Genomic DNA, 19,768 nt, shown 5'->3' on the forward strand with positions numbered 1-19,768 from the left:
GCCCGCGAAAGGGCCCTAAAGGACAACCCCCAACTGACAGTCAGGCGCCTGCAGCAAAAACTCCATCAACTCCCCCACCGGCAGTGGCTTGCTGACCAGAAATCCTTGCACCTGGTCACAACCAAACCCGCGCAGCAGCTCCAGTTGCTCCTCACTCTCCACCCCTTCAGCCACCACCTCAAGGTTGAGGTTGTGCGCCAGGTTGATCATGGCGTGCACCAGCTTGCGGTTTTCCTCGCGCATTTCCATTTCGGCCACGAAACTGCGGTCCACCTTGAGCAAGGTGATCGGCAGGCTGTTCAGGTGTACGAACGACGAAAAACCGGTGCCAAAGTCATCCAGCGAGAAGCGCACGCCCAGCCGGCCCAGCGCATCCATGGTCTGGCGTACCAGCTCGTTGCGGCGCATGACCGCCGTTTCGGTCAGCTCGAATTCCAGCCAGCGAGCATCCACCCCGTGCTCGAGGATCAGCCGGCTCAAGGTGGCCAGCAGCTGGCTATCCTGGAACTGGCGGAAGCTCAGGTTGACCGCCATGTGCAGCGGCTCCAGGCCGCGTTCGCACAACGCCTGCATGTCGCGCAGCGCACGGGAAATCACCCAGTAGCCCAATGGCACGATCAGGCCGCTTTGCTCCGCCAGCGGCACGAACTCGCAGGGCGGTAGCAGCCCCCGGTCCGAGTGCCGCCAGCGCACCAGCGCCTCGAGCCCCACGATGCGCCCATCGGCCAGGTTCAGCCGGGGTTGATAGTGCAGTTCCAGTTCATCCCGGCGCAGGGCGCGGCGCAGTTCGCTTTCCAGGTCGGCCAGGCTGCGGGCATTACGGTTGATGCGCTCGTTGAACACATGGAAGGTGCAGCCCTGGCTACCCTTGGCCTGGCGCATGGCGATGTGCGCGTGCCACATCAGCGGGTCGGCGCCGCCCTGGGCACGGGCATGCGCCAGGCCCAGGCTGCAGCCCAACAGCAAGCTTTCGCCATCGATCCAATAGGGCTCGGCCAAGGCCTCGACGATGCGTTCGGCAATCCATTCGGCGCGGTTCGGGTCGCGGCGCGTGTCGATCAGCAGCGCGAATTCGTCGCTGCCCAGGCGCGCCAATTGGTCCCCCGCTTCCAGTTGGTGTTTCAACCGGGCCACAACCTGCAGGATCAGGCGGTCACCGCTCTGGTGGCCAAGGGCGTCGTTGACGTGGCGGAAGTTGTCCAGGTCGAGGTGGCCGAGGGCAACGCCCCGGCCTTCGTTTTCAGCCAGCCGTGCCGTGAGCAAGGCCTGGAAGCCCTGGCGGTTGGCGATACCGGTCAGTGGGTCTTGCTCGGCAAGGCGCTGCAAGGTGGCCACCAGCACACCGCGTTCGCGCACATGCCGCAGCGAGCGGCGCAGGCTATCGGTGCTGAGCTGTTGGCGCACCAGCCAGTCGCTGACGCCGCTGGGGGCCACCGCGGGCTCGTCGTCCAGCAGCAGGATGGTCGGCAGCTCACAGCGCCCCGGCGCTGGTTGCAGTGCCGCAGTCGCCAGGACCACGGCTTGCCGGTCATGGCTGAAAAGGCTGTCGACGGCCTCCCAGTCAGGCGCCGTCAACAGCACTGCAGTGCCGCCCAACCCCTGCAAGCACTCGCGCAGCAGCACGGCCCATTCCGGCTCATCAGCCAACAGCAGCAAACGCAGAGGTTCGACAGGCGTGGACAAGCGGGCTCCTTAGGGCTTCACGGCACAACGAGAGAAGATGAATATGCTACTGCATTGATGAAAATGATTTTCAATTTTATACATACACCGGACTCTGCGGCGACCCGACGTATTTTGTCGTGCATCCTGCGCGAAATCAGGCCCGCTCGGCAAATACGATTTTTCCAGTGCCTGGCATTAGCCTGACTAATACTGGGCGCCAATAAAAGTCTGACTCAGACGTCAGACGGTCACGCCACAACGGCCCCATGCCTGTTAGAATGCGCGGCTATTTTCTGGCGACCCCCGGTTTCTAGCATGTCCCGACTCAATCCCCGGCAGCAGGAAGCCCGTGACTATGTCGGCGGCCCTCTTTTGGTGCTCGCCGGTGCAGGCTCGGGCAAGACCAGCGTGATCACGCGCAAGATTGCCCACCTGATCCAGAACTGCGGCATTCGTGCCCAGTACATCGTGGCGATGACCTTTACCAACAAGGCCGCGCGCGAGATGAAGGAGCGGGTTGGCACCTTGCTGCGCCCGGGGGAAGGTCGCGGCCTGACGGTGTGTACCTTCCACAACCTGGGCCTGAACATCATCCGCAAGGAACACGAGCGGCTGGGCTACAAGCCGGGCTTCTCGATCTTCGACGAGTCCGACATCAAGGCGTTGCTGTCGGACATCATGCAGAAGGAATACTCAGGCGACGACGGCATCGACGAGATCAAGAACATGATCGGTGCCTGGAAGAACGACCTGATCCTGCCGCCAGAAGCCCTGGAAAAGGCGCGCAACCCGCGCGAGCAGACCGCCGCCATCGTCTACACCCACTACCAACGCACGCTCAAGGCGTTCAACGCAGTGGACTTCGACGACCTGATCCTGCAGCCGGTGAAGCTGTTCCAGGAACACCCCGAGGTGCTGGAGCGCTGGCAGAACCGCGTGCGCTACCTGCTGGTGGACGAGTACCAGGACACCAATGCGAGCCAGTACCTGCTGGTGAAGATGCTGATCGGCATGCGCAACCAGTTCACCGTGGTGGGCGACGACGACCAGTCCATCTATGCCTGGCGCGGTGCCCGCCCCGAGAACCTGATGCTGCTCAAGGAGGACTACCCCTCCCTGAAGATCGTCATGCTCGAACAGAACTACCGCTCCACCAGCCGGATCCTGCGCTGTGCCAACGTGCTGATCGCCAACAACCCGCACGCGTTCGAAAAACAGCTGTGGAGCGAGATGGGTGTAGGCGACGAGATCCGCGTGATCCGCTGCAAGAACGAGGAAGCCGAGGCCGAACGGGTGGCCATGGAGATCCTCACCTTGCACCTGCGCACCAACCGCCCGTACAGCGACTTTGCCATCCTCTACCGCGGCAACTACCAGGCCAAGCTGATCGAGCTGAAACTGCAGCACCACCAGGTGCCGTATCGCCTGTCGGGCGGCAACAGCTTCTTCGGCCGCCAGGAGGTCAAGGACCTGATGGCCTACCTGCGCCTGCTGGTGAACCCGGACGACGACAACGCCTACCTGCGGGTGATCAACGTGCCGCGCCGCGAGATCGGCTCCACCACCCTGGAAAAGCTCGGCAACTATTCCACCGAGCGCGGCATTTCCATGTACGCCGCCAGCGACGAGCTGGGCCTGGGTGAACACCTGGACGCCCGCTATACCGAGCGTTTGCAGCGCTTCAAGCACTGGCTGGACGGGGTACGCCAGAAGGTCGCCCTGGAAGACCCGATTGCCGCGCTGCACGAGATGATCCGCGACATCGACTACGAAAACTGGATCCGCCAGCAGACCGCCAGCGACAAGGCCGCCGATTTCCGCATCAGCAACGTCTGGTTCCTGGTGGACGCACTGAAAAACACCCTCGAAAAGGATGAAGAGGGTGACATGACCATCGAGGACGCCATCGGCAAGCTGGTGCTGCGCGACATGCTTGAGCGCCAGCAGGAAGAAGAAGAGAACGCCGAAGGGGTGCAGATGATGACCCTGCATGCCTCCAAAGGCCTGGAGTTCCCCTACGTGTTCATCATGGGCATGGAAGAGGAAATCCTCCCGCACCGCTCCAGCATCGAGGCTGACACCATCGAAGAAGAGCGCCGCCTGGCCTATGTGGGCATCACCCGCGCCCGCCAGACCCTGGCCTTTACCTTCGCCGCCAAGCGCAAACAGTACGGTGAAATCATCGACTGTACGCCCAGCCGGTTCCTCGACGAATTGCCACCCGACGACCTGGCCTGGGAAGGCCTGGACGACGCCCCGGTCGAGGTGAAGGCGGCACGCGGCAACAACGCCCTGGCCGACATCCGGGCAATGCTCAAACGCTGATCAACCATTACTCTTTAATATTGCCGCCTCCAGCGGCCACCTTTGTTACATCGAGGAAATCACAGTGGAAGCACTGCATCAGAAGATTCGCGAAGAAGGCATCGTGCTTTCCGATCAGGTCCTCAAAGTGGACGCGTTTCTCAACCACCAGATCGACCCGGCGCTGATGCAGCTGATCGGTGACGAGTTCGCCCGCCTGTTCGCCGATGCTGGCGTGACCAAGATCGTCACCATCGAAGCCTCGGGTATTGCCCCGGCAGTGATGACCGGCCTGAAGCTGGGCGTACCGGTGATCTTCGCCCGCAAGCACCAGTCGCTGACCCTGACCGAAAACCTGCTGACCGCCTCGGTGTATTCCTTCACCAAGCAGACCGAGAACACCGTGGCCATCTCGCCGCGCCACCTGAACAGCAGCGACCGCGTGCTGGTGATCGACGACTTCCTGGCCAACGGCAAGGCGTCGCAGGCACTGATCTCGATCATCAAGCAGGCCGGCGCCACCGTGGCCGGCCTGGGTATCGTCATCGAGAAGTCGTTTCAGGGCGGCCGGGCCGAACTGGACAGCCAGGGCTACCGCGTTGAATCGCTGGCCCGGGTGAAGTCGCTGGAAGGTGGTGTGGTCACTTTCATCGAGTAAGCCTGTACCGGCCTCATCGCCGGCAAGCCAGCTCCCACATTGACCGCACAGGCCTCAGGGCTTATGCAGTACCTGTGGGAGATTCTATGGTTCCTGGCAAGGGTAGCCGGAGCATCTTCAGCGCCTGTGAGATCGAGCGCCGCCCGCGCGGCGCAATCGCGAGCTGCGCTCGCTCCTACGTTTGTTTCGGGCCAGTAACGCCTGTGACAGGCGCGCGCGGCCGCCTTGTTTGTACGGCGCTATATTGAGGCATGCACCAAGGCGTTCGCGCGCGAATCCCACAGGAATAATTGGCCCGAAACAAACGTAGGAGCGAGCGCAGCTCGCGATTGCGCCGCGCGGGCGGCGCTCGCTCTAACAGACGCTGCCATACCTTGTGGCAAACATCTGTCAGCCCTAAGGCGATCCCTGTGGGAGCTGGCTTGCCGGCGATGGGCTGCAAAGCAGCCCCGGCAATTCATCAGGTAGCCGCCAACCCCGCCAGCAACAGCCGCTGATAAAGTTCTTCCTTCAACCCCTGCGGAGCATCCAGCCCCATCCGCTCCAGATGCTGCTCATACCCCTCCGGCCCCGGCGCATCCAGCGCGGCCTTGCCCAGCTCCAGCACCTCGCTCAACTTGAACTTGCTCTTCAACCAGTTCAGCGCCCGCAACAGGTCCTGCTCTTCGGCAGTGAAGTCCGTACCCAGCGGATACTCGGGGAACAACCGTGCATGCTGCGCCCTGACCGCCTCAAGGCGTTGCGGGGTGTTGTCGGCAAAGCGCGCGTCCAGCTCAAAGCCCTTGTGCAGCTTGCCGGCACTCTTGGCCTGCTCGATCAGCCCCTGCTGGAACCGTGAATCGCTTACCGCCAGCAACCGTGCAATCACTTCGCTGTCGGTCTGCCCACGCAGGTCGGCGATGCCGTATTCGGTCACCACGATATCGCGCAGGTGCCGGGGGATGGTGCAGTGGCCGTACGCCCAGAAAATGTTCGACGTCACCTCACCGCCCGACTCGCGCCAACTGCGCAACAGCAGGATCGAGCGCCCACCCTCCAGCGCATGGCCTTGGGCAACGAAGTTGTATTGCCCGCCCACGCCACTGAGCACTCGACCATCTTCCAGCTGGTCGGCCACCCCGGCACCCAGCAGGGTCATGCCGAATGCGGTGTTGATGAAGCGGGCATCGCGGCGCTGGCGGCGCTTGAGTTCCTCTTGCCCGTAGAGTTCGTTGATGAAGCTGATACGGGTCATGACGAACTGTGCACGCTGCTCCAGCGGCATCTCGCGCAAGCGCTGATAGAACGCCTGCGGGCCAAGGAAGAAGCCACCGTGCAACAACGCGCCCTGCTCATCTGCCGGGCGTCGCAACAAGCCTGCCTCGGCCAGCACCAGCAGGCCGTTGACGAACATCTCGCTGCAGCCGTAGAGGCCTTGAGCGAAGGTATCCAGCCCCCCTTCCCGTTCGATCAGCGCCTGCCAGGGGCCGACATCGAGTGCATCGAGCACCGCGCGGTAGCCGGCGTTGTCGCCCTGGCGCGCCAGCAATGCCGCGGCGACCGCATCGCCCATGGCACCAATACCGATCTGCAGCGTGCCGCCGTCGCGCACCAGGCTGCTGGCATGCAGGCCAATGCAGTGGTCCTGAATGCCGACCGGCATGTTCGGTGTGGAAAACAGCCGGCGTTGTTCGGCCTCGTCGAGCAACAGGTCGAACGCGTCGATCGGCAGCTCGGCATCGCCAGGCATGTAAGGCAGCTCGGCGTGCACCTGCCCCAGCATGAGGATGGTTTCACCGGCAGCGCGGCGTTTGGCGACCATGGGCAGCAGGTCGAGGGTGATGTCGGGGTTGCAGGCCAGGCTCAGGTGCACGGGCTTTTCGGGCGTGGCAGCCACCAGTTGGGCGATCAGGTTCAGGCCCTTGGCGTTGATATCCCGCGCGGCGTGGCTGTAATTGCTGCTGACGTAGTCCTGCTGCGCCGATTCGCTGTGCAGCAAGCTGCCGGGCTGCATGAAGAACTGCTCGACGCGGATGTTGGCTGGCAATGTGTCGTTGCGCAGGTCGCTGAGGTAGGTGAGCTCTTCATAGTCGGCAAACACGCGCTCGACAAAAGGCTCCAGAAACCGCCGCTGCAGCCCGTCGCCCAGTGCCGGCCGGCCCAGGGACAGGGCGGTGTAGATGGTCAGCCGCCGTTCGGGCAGTTCGCGCACGCGGGCGTAGAGGGCATTGACGAAGGCGTTGGGCTTGCCCAGGCCCAGCGGCAGGCCCATGTGGATATGAGCTGGCAGGCGTGCCAGGACCTGCTCGACAGCCTGGTCGATGGAGCAGAGGTGCATGGGGCCTCCTGAGACATCCGTGGGTTCAGGGGTTGGACATGAACTCAAGCGAGTTGGTTGCCGGTGCGGGCCCTTTCGCGGCCAAAGCCGCAAAGAGGCCGGCACAGCCGCCACAAAAACAAAGCCCGCCATCAATGGCGGGCCTGGTGAAATTCACCTGCAGCTCACAGCCCGGACATCTTCTTGATCGCCCCTTTCAGGTCGTCGTCCGAGCAGTCCGCGCAGGTACCTTTCGGTGGCATGGCGTTGATGCCGGTAATGGCCTTGGCCAGGATGCCATCCAGGCCGCCCTGGTGGTCGGCTCGCTCCTTCCAGGCCGCGGTATCACCCACCTTGGGCGCGCCGAGCAGGCCGCTGCCATGGCAGGCATTGCAGTGCTTGGCAATGATCTCGTCCGGGGTCTTGGCACCACCGCCACCCGCGGTCGCCGCCACTTCCATGCCTTTGCACTCCTGGCCCTGCACACAGACCTGGCCAACGGGTTCCAGGCGCTTGGCAATGTCGTCATTGGTCGCAGCGGTTGCGCTCATTGCCCAGAGGGCGAATACGGCTGCTGGTACGGCCAGCATCTTCTTGATTTGGTTCACGCGAACACCCTCATGGTGGCTAATCACGCCCGCGGCCACGAAACAGCGAGCGCTGGAAAGTATAGCGGCAACCTGAAGGCGGTGAAACGACCCTACACGGGAAAGGGGTATTGCCGAATCAATGCACTGCGCTGGATCAAAAGTTTGAGGGCGTAGCGGCACTGATCAGCCGTGCAGGCTGGTCGAACGGGTTGCGAAAGCGGTGCGGGCGGGTGCTTTCGAAGTAGTAGCTGTCGCCTTCCTCGAGGATGAAGATCTCGTTGCCGACCACCAGCTCAAGGCGGCCTTCGAGCAGGATGCCGGTTTCCTCCCCGTCATGGGTCAGCATTTCGGCACCGGTGTCGGCGCCCGGCGGGTAGACCTCGGTCAGGAAGGCAATGGCGCGGTTGGGGTGCGACTTGCCGACCAGCTTCATGGTTACCGCACCGTCCGAGATATCGATCAGCTCGTGGGCTTTGTAGACAATTTGCGCAGGGCTCTGCGCCTCCAGTTCGACCGAAAAGAATTCGACCATGGACATGGGAATGCCGCTCAGCACCTTGCGCAACGAGCTGATGGAGGGGCTTACGCTGTTCTTCTCGATCATCGAGATGGTGCTGTTGGTCACCCCGGCGCGCTTGGCGAGTTCGCGCTGGGACAGGCCCTTGAGCTTGCGGATGGCTTGCAGTCGTTCGCCGACGTCCAAAGCTGGAGCCTCCTGAAACGGTAGAAAGGGGGGGTGGATGTGAACGATATCATGGCAATGCCGTTCAGTATTTACAACACACCGCCCTCAACCTGTCCGCATCAGCGTGTCATTCGCCGACGTAGTCCAGGGGGACCCGTTTCAGGTTGCAGAAGATCTGGTAAGGAATGGTGCCAGCCTGTGCCGCCACTTCGCTGGCCAGTACCTGCTTGCCCCACAGTTCGACCGGGCTACCCACCGTGGCGTCGGGCACATCGGTGAGGTCGATGCTGAGCATGTCCATCGACACCCGGCCGATCAACGGGGCGCGCTTGCCCGCAACCAGCACCGGCGTGCCATTGGGCGCCTGGCGCGGGTAGCCATCGGCGTACCCCATGGCCACCACGCCAACACGGGTCGGCCGCGGGCTGACGAACTTGGCACCGTAGCCCACCGGTTGGCCGGCGGGCAGCTCACGCACGCTGATCACCCGCGATTGCAGGGTCATCACCGGCTGCAGGCGCGCAGCTTCGGCCTGGGCCACCTCGAAGGGCGTGGCGCCATACAGCATGAGGCCTGGGCGCACCCAGTCGCTGGGCGCTTGCGGCCAGCCCAGCACGCCGGGCGAGTTGCGCAGGCTGCACTCGGCCGCAAGGCCCTGGCGTGCGGCTTCGAACACGGCGATCTGCTGCGCGGTGGCGTCAGCATCCAGTTCGTCGGCACGGGCGAAGTGGCTCATCAGTACAATCCGCGCGACCTTGCCGCTGGCCAGCAGGCGCTGGTAGGCCTCGTGGTAATCCTTGGGGTGCAAGCCCACCCGGTGCATGCCGCTGTCCAGCTTCAGCCAGACACTTAGCGGCTTGCGCAGTTGCGCCTTCTCGATCGCCTCCAGCTGCCACAGCGAGTGCACCACGCACCACAGATCGTGCTCGGCGATCAGTGCCAGCTCGCTGGCTTCGAAAAAGCCTTCCAGCAGCAGCACCGGGGCCTTGATACCGGCACCGCGCAGTTCCAACGCCTCTTCGATACAGGCCACGGCAAAGCCATCGGCTTCGGCCTCCAGGGCCAGGGCACAGCGCACGGCGCCGTGGCCGTAGGCATCGGCCTTGATCACGGCCAGGGCTTTGGCACCGGTCAGTTCACGGGCCAGACGGTAGTTGTGGCGCAGGGCCTGGAGGTCGATCAGGGCGCGGGCGGGACGCATGGCGGCTGCCTTATGGTGGTTCAATTAGAAATCGGTGTTGGATTCATCGCCGGCAAGCCAGCTCCCACAGGACTCTCACAGGGCCTGAGAACTGCGGAGATCCTGTGGGAGCTGGCTTGCCGGCGATGAGGCCGGTACAGGCGACCTTACTGCTGGTGAGCCGGCGCAGCATGCCCGTGCTTGGCCACTTCCCGGCTGTTGCCATACCGGGAAATGTCCAGGCCCTCGGCGCTGATCTGCGGCTTCTTGCGCGCGATCAGGTCTGCCAGCAGGCGCCCGGAGCCGCACGCCATGGTCCAGCCCAGGGTGCCGTGACCGGTATTGAGGAACAGGTTGCGGAACGCCGTGGCACCGACAATCGGTGTACCGTCCGGGGTGGCCGGACGCAGACCGGTCCAGAAACTGGCCTGGCTCAGATCACCGCCGCGAGGATAAAGGTCGTTGACGATCATCTCCAGTGTTTCACGCCGACGCGGGTTGAGCGACAGGTCAAAACCGGCGATCTCAGCCATGCCGCCAACGCGGATACGGTTGTCGAAACGGGTGATCGCAACCTTGTAGGTCTCGTCGAGAATGGTCGAGGTCGGCGCCATGTCGCCATTGGTGATCGGCACTGTCAGCGAGTAACCCTTCAGCGGATAGACCGGGGCTTTGATCCCCAGCGGCTTGAGCATGTGTGGCGAATAGCTGCCCAGCGCCAGCACATAGCGGTCGGCGGTTTCCAGCTTGCCGTCGATCCACACGCCATTGATGCGGTCGCCGGCGAAGTCCAGGCGCTGGATGTCCTGGCCGAAGCGGAACTCCACGCCCAGCTTCAGCGCCATGTCGGCCAGCTTGGTGGTGAACAGCTGGCAGTCGCCGGTCTGGTCGTTGGGCAGGCGCAGGGCGCCAGCGAGAATATCCTTCACCCCGGCCAGGGCCGGCTCGACGCGGGCAATGCCGTCGCGGTCCAGCAATTCGTACGGTACGCCAGACTGCTCGAGCACGGCGATATCCTTGGCCGCAGCATCGACCTGGGCCTGGGTACGGAACAGCTGGGTGGTGCCCAGGCTGCGGTTTTCGTAATTGATGCCGGTTTCGGCGCGCAGCTCGTCGAGGCAGTCACGGCTGTACTCGGACAGGCGCACCATGCGCTCCTTGTTCACCGCATAACGGCTGGCGGTGCAGTTGCGCAGCATCTGGGCCATCCACAGGTACTGGTCAACGTCACCGGTGAGCTTGATTGCCAAGGGTGCATGGCGCTCCATAAGCCATTTGATGGCCTTCAGGGGCACACCCGGGGCGGCCCAGGGCGAGGCATAGCCGGGCGAGATCTGGCCGGCGTTGGCGAAGCTGGTTTCCATGGCCACCGCCGGCTGGCGGTCGACCACCGTCACTTCGAAACCTTGCCGGGCCAGGTAGTAGGCACTGGCGGTTCCAATCACACCGCTACCAAGTACCAGAACTCGCATCGTTGTATCCCTCACACGCGGCACGCCGCAGACTTTTATGGAAATGGCATGGATGGGCGCAGTATAGAAATTCGAGGGCAGTGCAATTCACTATATAAAAGCCTATTATTGGCGAGAATTCTCGGCATAATCGCCTTTCACGGAGGGGCATCCCCTATGAGAACCCAGCACCAGAGCAAGCGTGAACTGGACAAGATCGACCGCAACATTCTGCGTATCCTGCAGAATGACGGGCGTATTTCCTTCACCGAACTGGGCGAGAAAGTCGGGCTGTCCACCACCCCTTGCACCGAGCGGGTTCGCCGCCTTGAGCGCGAGGGCATCATCATGGGCTACAACGCCCGCCTGAACCCGCAGCACCTCAAGGGTAGCCTGCTGGTGTTCGTGGAAATCAGCCTGGACTACAAGTCGGGTGACACCTTCGAAGAGTTCCGCCGCGCGGTGCTGAAGCTGCCGCACGTGCTGGAGTGCCACCTGGTTTCCGGTGACTTCGACTACCTGGTGAAAGCGCGCATTTCCGAGATGGCCTCGTACCGCAAGCTGCTCGGCGACATACTGCTGAAGCTGCCGCACGTGCGCGAGTCGAAGAGCTACATCGTGATGGAAGAGGTGAAGGAGAGCCTCTGCCTGCCGATTCCGGACTGACGCTAGACCAACACCTGGCGGGTGCTGGCGATGAACTGGTGAACGAGCTGCTCCGCGCCTGGGTCGATCATCGGCTCAGGGCCCCGGCCACGGGGGCAGGCCATGCGCGGGGTGGTGCCGAACAAGCGGCAGATCATCGGCCGTTCTTCATACACCGTGCAGCCATTGGGGCCCAGGTGCACACAGTCCAGGCGCGCCAGGGCGGCATCCTGCTTGGCCTGGGACTTGCGCGGCAGGCGGGCCATTTCTTCGGCCGAAGTGGTGACCGGGCCGCAGCAGTCGTGGCAGCCGGGTTCGCACTCGAAGGCAGGGATGAGTTCGCGCAGGAAGTGGATCTTGTGGCGGTTGCAGGACATGGCTAAGTACAAAATTGAAAAACAGGGGTTGGATTATAGGGCAATCGCCGGCAGGCCAGCTTCCACAGGTACACCACTGGTCTCAGCCCTTGCACATACCCTGTGGGCGCTGGCTTGCCGGCGGTGGGGTCGGTTGCCCACCCAATAGCCCCGGCTTATCCTCCCCCCCTCGCCCACCAGCCCCAGGACCGACGCCATGATCCACAGCGCGCAGCACGCCGCCTCCTACTACGCCGCCAGCAGCGCGCCACACCCTGACCACGCTTTCCTGCAGGGCGAGCACAGTGCCGACGTGTGCATCGTCGGGGGTGGCTATTCAGGCCTGAACACGGCCATCGAGTTGGCCGAGCGCGGCTTCTCGGTCATCCTGCTGGAAGCGCGCAAACTCGGCTGGGGCGCCAGTGGGCGCAACGGCGGCCAGCTGATTCGCGGGGTCGGCCATGGTCTGGAGCAGTTTCTGCCGGTGATTGGCGAGGACGGCGTGCGCAGCATGAAGCTGATGGGCCTGGAGGCCGTGCAGATCGTGCGCGAGCGGGTCGAGCGGCATGCCATTGCCTGCGACCTGGCCTGGGGCTACTGCGACCTGGCCAACAAACCCGCCGAGCTGCTGGGCTTTGCCGAAGACGCCGAAGAGCTGCGTAGCCTCGGCTACCCACACCAGCTGCGCCTGGTCGGCAAGGACGATATCCACAGCGTGGTCGGCGCCGACTGCTATGTGGGTGGGCTGATCGACATGGGCTCCGGGCACCTGCACCCGCTCAACCTGGCCCTGGGCGAAGCGGCCGTGGCCGCGCGCCTGGGGGTGAAGCTGTTCGAGCAGTCCGAAGTTACCCGCATCGACTACGGCACATCAGTGCAAGTGCATACCGCCCAAGGCCGGGTGCGCGCCAAGACCTTGGTGCTGTGCTGCAACGCCTACCACAACAACCTCAACCGCGAACTGGGCGGCAAGGTGCTGCCAGCGGGCAGCTACATCATCGCCACCGAGCCGCTGGGCGAGGAACGCGCCCGCAGGCTGCTGCCGCAGAACATGGCAGTGTGCGACCAACGGGTAGCCCTGGATTACTATCGCCTCTCAGCCGACAACCGGCTGCTGTTCGGCGGTGCCTGCCACTACTCGGGCCGAGACCCGAAGGACATCGCTGACTACATGCGGCCGAAGATGCTCAAGGTGTTCCCCGAATTGGCCAACGTACGCATCGATTACCAGTGGGGCGGCATGATCGGCATCGGCGCCAACCGCCTGCCGCAGGTCGGCCGGCTGGGCAGCCAGCCGAACGTGTATTACGCCCAGGCCTACTCGGGCCATGGGCTCAACGCCACCCACCTGGCCGCGCGCCTGCTGGGCGAAGCCATCAGCGGCCAGGAAAGCGGGCGCTTCGACCTGTTCGCCAAGGTGCCACATATCACCTTCCCTGGCGGCCAGCACCTGCGCTCGCCGCTATTGGCCTTGGGGATGCTGTGGCATCGGCTCAAAGAGCTGCTCTGAGGCCATACAGCACATCAGTCCTTCCAGAAGGGTTTGCGGCCTTCGAGCCGTGCCTGCTCCCAGCTCAGCCCAACATCGCGCAGCTCGGCATCGGTCAACTGCAACAGCGCCCTTCGGGTACGCCAGCGGTGCAGCATCAGGCCCCAGCGCCCCAACCCCTGCGGCGCGTTGAACACCTTGGCCTGCTGCTCGGTTTCCGGTTCCTTGGCCAACAGCTGCAAGCGCACATCGCTCATGCCCCCCATCACCGCACCCTCCCCGTTCAGTCGATACCGTAGGGAAAGCATGCGCGAGGGCGATACCGGCAATACAGATCCAAAACAGCCTTATTATTCCCATACAGCATTGGCTAGCGGCCGACTGAATGCTGTATTTTCCAGGCAACTGTACCGGTCGCTGCCTACAGGTAGCCCAGGAGTATGCCTTGACCCTTTACCTCAACCTCGCCGAACTGCTCGGTGCCCGCATCGAGCAGGGCCTGTATCGCCCAGGCCAGCGCCTGCCGTCGGTACGCGCCCTGAGCGTGGAGCACGGGGTCAGCCTGAGCACCGTGCAGCAGGCCTACCGCATGCTCGAAGACAGCGGCATGGTCTCGCCCAGGCCCAAGTCCGGCTATTTCGTCAGCGACCACCGCCAACTGCCAGCGCTGCCTGCAGTCAGCCGCCCGGCCCAGCGCCCTGTGGACATCTCGCAATGGGAACAGGTACTCGAGCTGGTGCGCAGCACCCCGCACAAGGACGTGGTGCAACTCGGCCGCGGCATGCCCGATATCGACAGCCCAACCCTCAAGCCTTTGCTACGCAGCCTCGCCCAGTTGAGCCGGCGCCAGGACATGCCGGGACTGTATTACGACAATATCCATGGCAACCTGGCGCTGCGCGAGCAGGTAGCGCGGCTGATGCTCGATTCCGGCTGCCGCCTGGGCCCGGCCGACCTGGTGATCACCACCGGCTGCCATGAAGCGCTGTCATGCAGCATTCGCGCGGTTTGCGAGCCAGGCGACATCGTTGCGGTCGACTCGCCCAGCTTCCACGGCGCCATGCAAACCCTCAAGGGCCTGGGCATGAAAGCGCTGGAGATCCCCACCGACCCGGTCACCGGCATCAGCCTGGAAGCACTGGAGCTGGCCCTGGAGCAGTGGCCGATCAAGCTCATTCAGATCACCCCCAGCTGTAACAACCCACTCGGCTACATCATGCCCGAGGCGCGCAAGAAGGCCTTGCTCAGCCTGGCCCAGCGCTACGACGTGGCGATCCTGGAAGACGATGTGTACGGCGACCTGGCCTACACCTACCCGCGCCCGCGCACCCTCAAGTCATTCGACGACGATGGCCGCGTGTTGCTCTGCAGTTCGTTCTCCAAAACCCTGGCCCCCGGCCTGCGGGTGGGCTGGGTGGCACCTGGGCGCTATCTGGAACGGGTGCTGCACATGAAATACATCAGTACCGGCAGCAGCGCCAGCCAGCCGCAACTGGCAATTGCCGATTTCATCGCCGGCGGGCACTACCAGCCCCACATGCGGCGCATGCGCAGCCAGTACCAGCGTGGCCGTGACCTGATGAGCGATTGGGTAACGCGCTACTTCCCGGCGGGTACCCGGGTCAGCCGGCCGCAGGGCGGCTTCATGCTGTGGGTGGAATTCCCCGAACATTTCGACACGCTGCGGCTGAACCGCGCTTTACTGGAGCAAGGTGTTCAGGTGGCGGTGGGCAGTATCTTCTCGGCCTCGGGCAAGTTCCGCCACTGCCTGCGCATGAATTTCGCTGCGCGGCCAACGCCACAGATCGAGGCTGCCGTGCGCAAGGTAGGTGAAACCGCCCTTCGTCTACTGGATGAAGAAAGCGCCGACGCGTAACTTTGCGCCGCCCGCCACTGTCCAACCTCCACAGCCCTTGCCGCACAGGACGATCCACCCTTGAGACCCCAGCGCGCCTTGTCTTTGTTGCTGATGCTGTTGCTCGGCCTTGCCGGCTGTGCCAGCGTCAGTACCCCACGCGAAACCAGCCAGGCCCTGCCCGCCAGCGAATCGGCCTTCGGCCGCTCGGTGCTGCGCCAGGCGGCACCGTATGGCGGGCAGTCCGGCTTTCGCCTGCTGCCCAACAGCAACGAAGCATTTCGCGCCCGCGCCGAATTGATCCGCAACGCCCAGGCCAGCATCGACCTGCAGTACTACATCGTGCACGACGGCCTCAGCACCCGCGCCCTGGTGCACGAACTGCTGCGTGCCGCCGACCGCGGCGTGCGTGTACGCATTCTGCTCGACGACACCACCAGCGACGGCCTGGACACCATCATGGGCACCCTCGCTGCCCACCCGAATATCCAGATCCGCGTGTTCAACCCACTGCACCTGGGCCGCAGCACCGGGGTGACGCGCGCCTTCGGCCGCCTGTTCAACCTGTCGCGCCAGCACCGCCGCATGCACAACAAGCTGTTCCTGGTGGACAACAGCATGGCTATCGTCGGCGGCCGTAACCTCGGCGACGAGTATTTCGATGCCGAGCCCAACCTCAACTTCACCGACATCGACCTGCTGAGCGTCGGCCCTATAGCCGAGCAACTGGGGCACAGTTTCGACCAGTACTGGAACAGCGCGCTCAGCCGACCTATCAGCGATTTTCTGTGGCATGCGCCGGATGCCGACGACCTGCGTGCCAGTCGTCATCGCCTGGAAGTCTCGCTGGCTGAAGCCAGGACCCAGCGCAAGGCCTTGTACGATCGGTTGATGGCCTACCAGTCGCAGCCGCGCTTGGATGTGTGGCGCAACGAGCTGATCTGGGCCCATGCACAGGCGCTGTGGGATGCCCCAAGCAAGGTACTGGCCGATGACGAGCCGGACCCGCAGTTGCTGCTGAGCCACCAGTTGGCGCCTGACCTGGCCAACGTGCACAGCGAACTGATGCTGACATCGGCTTATTTCGTGCCGGGCGAGCCAGGGCTGCTGTACTTGACCGGCCGTGCCGACGCAGGTGTCTCGGTAAAACTGCTGACCAACTCATTGGAAGCCACCGATGTGCCGGCCGTGCACGGTGGCTACGCCCCCTATCGCCGGGCCTTGCTCGAACATGGGGTACAGCTTTATGAGCTGCGCCGCCAGCCGGGCGACCCCAGCGCGGGGCGCTTGAGTTTCCGCGGTAGCTCGGACTCCAGCCTGCACACCAAGGCGATCGTGTTCGACCGGCGCAAGACCTTCATCGGTTCATTCAACTTCGACCCGCGTTCGGTCCTGTGGAATACCGAAGTGGGGGTGCTGGTGGACAGCCCGGAACTGGCCGAATACACCCGCGAGCTGAGCCAGCAGGGTATGGCGCCGGCGCTGAGCTATCAGGTGAAACTGCAGGGGGGCAAACTGGTGTGGGCGACTGAGGACAATGGACAGCAGCATGTGCTGACCTCCGAGCCGGGCGGGATGTGGCGCAGGTTCAATGCCTGGGTCAGCAAGGCGGTTGGCCTGGAGAAAATGTTGTAGCGGCGATTTTGGGGCTGCTTTGCAGCCCATCGCGACGCAAGGCCGCTCCTACAGGGGTACGCGGTTCTTGAGGTAAGGCCTTGTGTCGCGATGGGCCGCAAAGCGGCCCCGAAAACGCTCAGGCAGACACAGCCTCAAACGCCCCGCGCCTCTGGGTCAACACCACCAGCCCCGCAGCCCCTGCAGCCATCAGCAACAGCAACGCATGCCCGCTGACCCACTGGCTGCCTGCCCCGGCCAACAATGGCCCCAGCAGGCAGCCAATGCCCCACAACTGCGCCACGTGAGCATTGGCCCGCACCAGTTCATCGTCGCGGTAGCGCTCACCGATCAGCACCAGCGACAAGGTGAAAAGGCCGCCGGCACTGGCCCCGAACAGTACCCACAGCGGCCATATCACCGGCGTGTGCAGCAACAGCGGGATCGCCAGGCTGGAGACCAGTAGCGTTACCGCACAGCCGGTGAACAACGCACGGCGCGACATATGATCGGCCAGCGCGCCGATGGGCAACTGCAGCACAGCATCGCCGACCACTACCGTACTGACCATGAACAAGGCGATTTCAGTGGTGAAACCTTGCTGCAGGCAGTACACCGGCAGCAACGTCAGGATCATTGCCTCGAACGAGGCAAACAGGGCGATGGCCCAGGCAATCACGGGCAAGCGACGGCAGAACCTGAACAGGTCGCCGAAGCCGACACTGCAGGCTTCGGTGCTCGGTGCACCGCCGCGCCCCAACAGTACCAGCGGCGCGAGAAGCAGCAGGCCGGTGGCGGCCCAGAAACCAAAATCGTCAGCCGAACCGAGTACGCCCAGCACCAGCGGCCCAGCCAGCTGGCTCAAGGCGTAGCTGCTACCGTACAGCGCCACCAGGCGGCCGCGCCATTGCTCGACCACCAGCTGGTTGATCCAGCTCTCACCCAGGATAAACACCACGGTCAGGGACATGCCGATCATCAGCCGCAACAGCAACCACAGCGGGTAGCTGGGCAATAGCGCGACCAGGCCGATGGACAACGCACCACCCCACAGGCAGATGCGCATGGCCGCAGGTAAGCCGACCCAGCCGGCCAGGCGGCTGGCCAGGCTGGCACCCGCCAGTACCCCCAGCGCAGGCATCGCGGCCATCACGCCGATGGCGAAACTGCCATAGCCCCAGGCTTCCAGACGCAGAGATACCAGGGGCATGCTCACGCCCAGCGCCAGGCCGACACTGAGCACTGATGCCAGTACGGCGAAGTAGGTCCCCCAACGCATTGCTGCCTCCCAGGCCAAGAATTTTCCATGGCCCATTCGCGGGTAAACCCGCTCCCACAGGTACACCACCACCCTTGAAAGCGGTGCAGTACCTGTAGGAGCGGGTTTACCCGCGAATGGGCCGCAAAGCGGCCCCTCCTGGCATTACAGCTTGATCCAGGTCGCCTTCAGCTCGGTATATTTCTCCAGCGCATGCAGCGACTTGTCACGGCCGTTGCCCGATTGCTTGAAGCCACCGAACGGTGCGGTCATGTCGCCGCCGTCGTACTGGTTGACCCACACGCTGCCGGCGCGCACGGCCCGCGCAGTCTTGTGCGCTTTGGAAATGTCCGCCGTCCAGATACCGGCCGCCAGGCCGTACGGGGTGTCGTTGGCGATGGCGATGGCTTCTTCGGCGGTGTCGAAGGCAATCACCGACAGCACCGGCCCGAAGATTTCTTCCTGGGCGATGCGCATGGCATTGGTTACGCCATCGAATATGGTCGGCTCCACATAGGTGCCACCGGTTTCCTCCAGGGTGCGCTTGCCGCCGGTCAGCAGCTTGGCGCCATCCTTGTGGCCGGCCTCGATGTACGACAGCACGGTATTCATTTGCTGGGTATCGACCAACGCACCCACGGTGGTCTCTGGATCCAGCGGGTTACCGGGCTTCCAGCCTTTCAGGGCCTCGACCACCATGGGCAGGAACTTGTCCTTGATCGAGCGCTCGACCAGCAGGCGCGAACCGGCAGTGCACACTTCGCCCTGGTTGAAGGCGATGGCACTGGCGGCAGCCGCAGCGGCCGCTTGCAGGTCCGGTGCATCGGCGAAGACGATGTTCGGGCTTTTGCCGCCAGCCTCCAGCCAGATTCGTTTCATGTTCGATTCGCCTGCATAGACCATCAGTTGCTTGGCGATCTTGGTCGAGCCGGTGAACACCAGCGTGTCGACATCCATGTGCAGGGCCAACGCCTTGCCCACGGTGTGGCCGTAGCCTGGCAGCACGTTCAGTACACCCGCCGGGATGCCGGCCTCGATCGCCAGTTGCGCGATGCGAATGGCGGTCAGCGGCGATTTTTCCGAAGGCTTGAGCACCACCGAGTTACCGGTGGCCAGTGCCGGGCCGAGTTTCCAGCAGGCCATCAGCAGCGGGAAGTTCCACGGTACGATGGCACCGACCACGCCGACTGGCTCACGGGTAACCAGGCCAAGCTGGTCGTGTGGGGTGGGCGCGACCTCGTCGTAAACCTTGTCGATGGCTTCGGCGGTCCAGTGAATGGCCTGGGCTGCACCGGGGATGTCGATGCTGGAGGAGTCACCGATCGGCTTGCCCATGTCCAGGGTTTCCAGCAGCGCCAGCTCTTCGACGTTCTGGCGCAGCAGGTCGGCGAAACGGATCAGCGTGGCTTTACGCTTGGCCGGGGCCAACTGCGACCAGACGCCAGCATTGAAGGTGGCACGCGCGTTTTCCACGGCACGGTTGGCATCGGCCAGGTCGCAGCTGGCAACCTTGGCCAGGAAGCGTCCGTCGACCGGGCTCAGGCACTCGAAGGTTTCACCGGATACGGCATCGGTGTATTCGCCGTTGATGAAGGCACGGCCTTCGATCTTCAGTTGCTGGGCGCGTTGTTCCCAGTCCGCACGGGTCAGGGTGGTCATACGAAACTCCTCCTCTTGTTTAGGTGCAACGCCGCACTGAGGACTCACAGGCGTTGTCAGAAT

General features: G+C 63.6%; 16 protein-coding genes. 6 read left to right on the forward strand and 10 right to left on the reverse strand.

Translation table 11 applies throughout. From position 1 onward, the window contains the following. Positions 1 to 15: 15 nt before the first annotated feature. The gene (locus FPB55_RS25135) at positions 16 to 1,683 is read right to left on the reverse strand and encodes a bifunctional diguanylate cyclase/phosphodiesterase (protein ID WP_144189516.1); all 1,668 of its coding nucleotides are present in this window, start codon (positions 1,681 to 1,683) and stop codon (positions 16 to 18) included. Between the two features lie 297 nt (positions 1,684 to 1,980). Between FPB55_RS25135 and rep the strand changes: the two genes are divergently transcribed. Both rep and FPB55_RS25145 read left to right on the forward strand, forming a co-directional pair. Beyond that, on the forward strand, positions 1,981 to 3,990 hold the full coding sequence (gene rep / locus FPB55_RS25140; RefSeq protein ID WP_029887601.1) for a DNA helicase Rep: 2,010 nt from the start codon (positions 1,981 to 1,983) through the stop codon (positions 3,988 to 3,990). Between the two features lie 64 nt (positions 3,991 to 4,054). Then, complete coding sequence (locus tag FPB55_RS25145; protein WP_009683322.1) at positions 4,055 to 4,627, forward strand: xanthine phosphoribosyltransferase; 573 nt, start codon at positions 4,055 to 4,057, stop codon at positions 4,625 to 4,627. Positions 4,628 to 5,087: 460 nt separating this feature from the next. Here FPB55_RS25145 and FPB55_RS25150 read toward each other — a convergent pair whose 3' ends face one another. The 5 genes from FPB55_RS25150 to dadA all read right to left on the reverse strand — a co-directional run bounded on the left by FPB55_RS25150 (position 5,088) and on the right by dadA (position 10,850). Beyond that, positions 5,088 to 6,944: an acetyl-CoA hydrolase/transferase C-terminal domain-containing protein gene (locus tag FPB55_RS25150; RefSeq protein ID WP_115295095.1), complete on the reverse strand. Its 1,857-nt coding sequence runs from the start codon at positions 6,942 to 6,944 to the stop codon at positions 5,088 to 5,090. A gap of 164 nt (positions 6,945 to 7,108) precedes the next feature. Then, positions 7,109 to 7,513 (reverse strand): c-type cytochrome, encoded by a 405-nt coding sequence (locus FPB55_RS25155; RefSeq protein ID WP_033690433.1) that lies wholly within the window; start codon positions 7,511 to 7,513, stop codon positions 7,109 to 7,111. A 154-nt stretch (positions 7,514 to 7,667) separates the two neighbouring features. Continuing rightward, positions 7,668 to 8,216: a cupin domain-containing protein gene (locus FPB55_RS25160; protein ID WP_009682929.1), complete on the reverse strand. Its 549-nt coding sequence runs from the start codon at positions 8,214 to 8,216 to the stop codon at positions 7,668 to 7,670. 109 nt (positions 8,217 to 8,325) lie between these two features. Then, positions 8,326 to 9,399 (reverse strand): alanine racemase, encoded by a 1,074-nt coding sequence (alr, locus tag FPB55_RS25165; RefSeq protein ID WP_047150105.1) that lies wholly within the window; start codon positions 9,397 to 9,399, stop codon positions 8,326 to 8,328. A 146-nt stretch (positions 9,400 to 9,545) separates the two neighbouring features. Beyond that, entirely contained in the window at positions 9,546 to 10,850 is a 1,305-nt protein-coding gene (dadA, locus tag FPB55_RS25170; RefSeq protein WP_009682926.1) for a D-amino acid dehydrogenase, read from the reverse strand. 156 nt (positions 10,851 to 11,006) lie between these two features. On the opposite strand from dadA, the gene dadR reads away from it, so the two are divergent. Beyond that, the gene (dadR, locus tag FPB55_RS25175) at positions 11,007 to 11,495 is read left to right on the forward strand and encodes a transcriptional regulator DadR (RefSeq protein WP_003258963.1); all 489 of its coding nucleotides are present in this window, start codon (positions 11,007 to 11,009) and stop codon (positions 11,493 to 11,495) included. Between the two features lie 2 nt (positions 11,496 to 11,497). Here dadR and FPB55_RS25180 read toward each other — a convergent pair whose 3' ends face one another. Beyond that, on the reverse strand, positions 11,498 to 11,851 hold the full coding sequence (locus FPB55_RS25180) for a YkgJ family cysteine cluster protein (RefSeq protein WP_144189518.1): 354 nt from the start codon (positions 11,849 to 11,851) through the stop codon (positions 11,498 to 11,500). A gap of 196 nt (positions 11,852 to 12,047) precedes the next feature. Between FPB55_RS25180 and FPB55_RS25185 the strand changes: the two genes are divergently transcribed. Then, positions 12,048 to 13,340: an FAD-binding oxidoreductase gene (locus tag FPB55_RS25185; protein WP_009682924.1), complete on the forward strand. Its 1,293-nt coding sequence runs from the start codon at positions 12,048 to 12,050 to the stop codon at positions 13,338 to 13,340. Positions 13,341 to 13,354: 14 nt separating this feature from the next. Here FPB55_RS25185 and FPB55_RS25190 read toward each other — a convergent pair whose 3' ends face one another. After that, the gene (locus FPB55_RS25190) at positions 13,355 to 13,585 is read right to left on the reverse strand and encodes a DUF1127 domain-containing protein (protein ID WP_144189688.1); all 231 of its coding nucleotides are present in this window, start codon (positions 13,583 to 13,585) and stop codon (positions 13,355 to 13,357) included. A gap of 179 nt (positions 13,586 to 13,764) precedes the next feature. Here FPB55_RS25190 and FPB55_RS25195 point away from each other — a divergent pair, with 179 nt between their 5' ends. Further along, positions 13,765 to 15,195, forward strand: coding sequence for a PLP-dependent aminotransferase family protein (locus FPB55_RS25195; RefSeq protein ID WP_161893043.1), 1,431 nt, complete (start codon positions 13,765 to 13,767; stop codon positions 15,193 to 15,195). A gap of 60 nt (positions 15,196 to 15,255) precedes the next feature. Next, entirely contained in the window at positions 15,256 to 16,809 is a 1,554-nt protein-coding gene (locus FPB55_RS25200; RefSeq protein WP_029885733.1) for a phospholipase D family protein, read from the forward strand. 118 nt (positions 16,810 to 16,927) lie between these two features. Here the strand turns inward: FPB55_RS25200 and FPB55_RS25205 are convergent, their stop codons facing one another. Then, complete coding sequence (locus tag FPB55_RS25205; RefSeq protein WP_009682919.1) at positions 16,928 to 18,067, reverse strand: MFS transporter; 1,140 nt, start codon at positions 18,065 to 18,067, stop codon at positions 16,928 to 16,930. A gap of 144 nt (positions 18,068 to 18,211) precedes the next feature. Beyond that, the gene (locus FPB55_RS25210; protein ID WP_144189520.1) at positions 18,212 to 19,705 is read right to left on the reverse strand and encodes an aldehyde dehydrogenase; all 1,494 of its coding nucleotides are present in this window, start codon (positions 19,703 to 19,705) and stop codon (positions 18,212 to 18,214) included. Positions 19,706 to 19,768 lie beyond the last annotated feature (63 nt).

It is taken from the genome of Pseudomonas sp. BJP69 (assembly GCF_007633355.1).
In the GTDB taxonomy this organism is placed as follows: Bacteria; Pseudomonadota; Gammaproteobacteria; order Pseudomonadales; family Pseudomonadaceae; genus Aquipseudomonas; species Aquipseudomonas juntendi.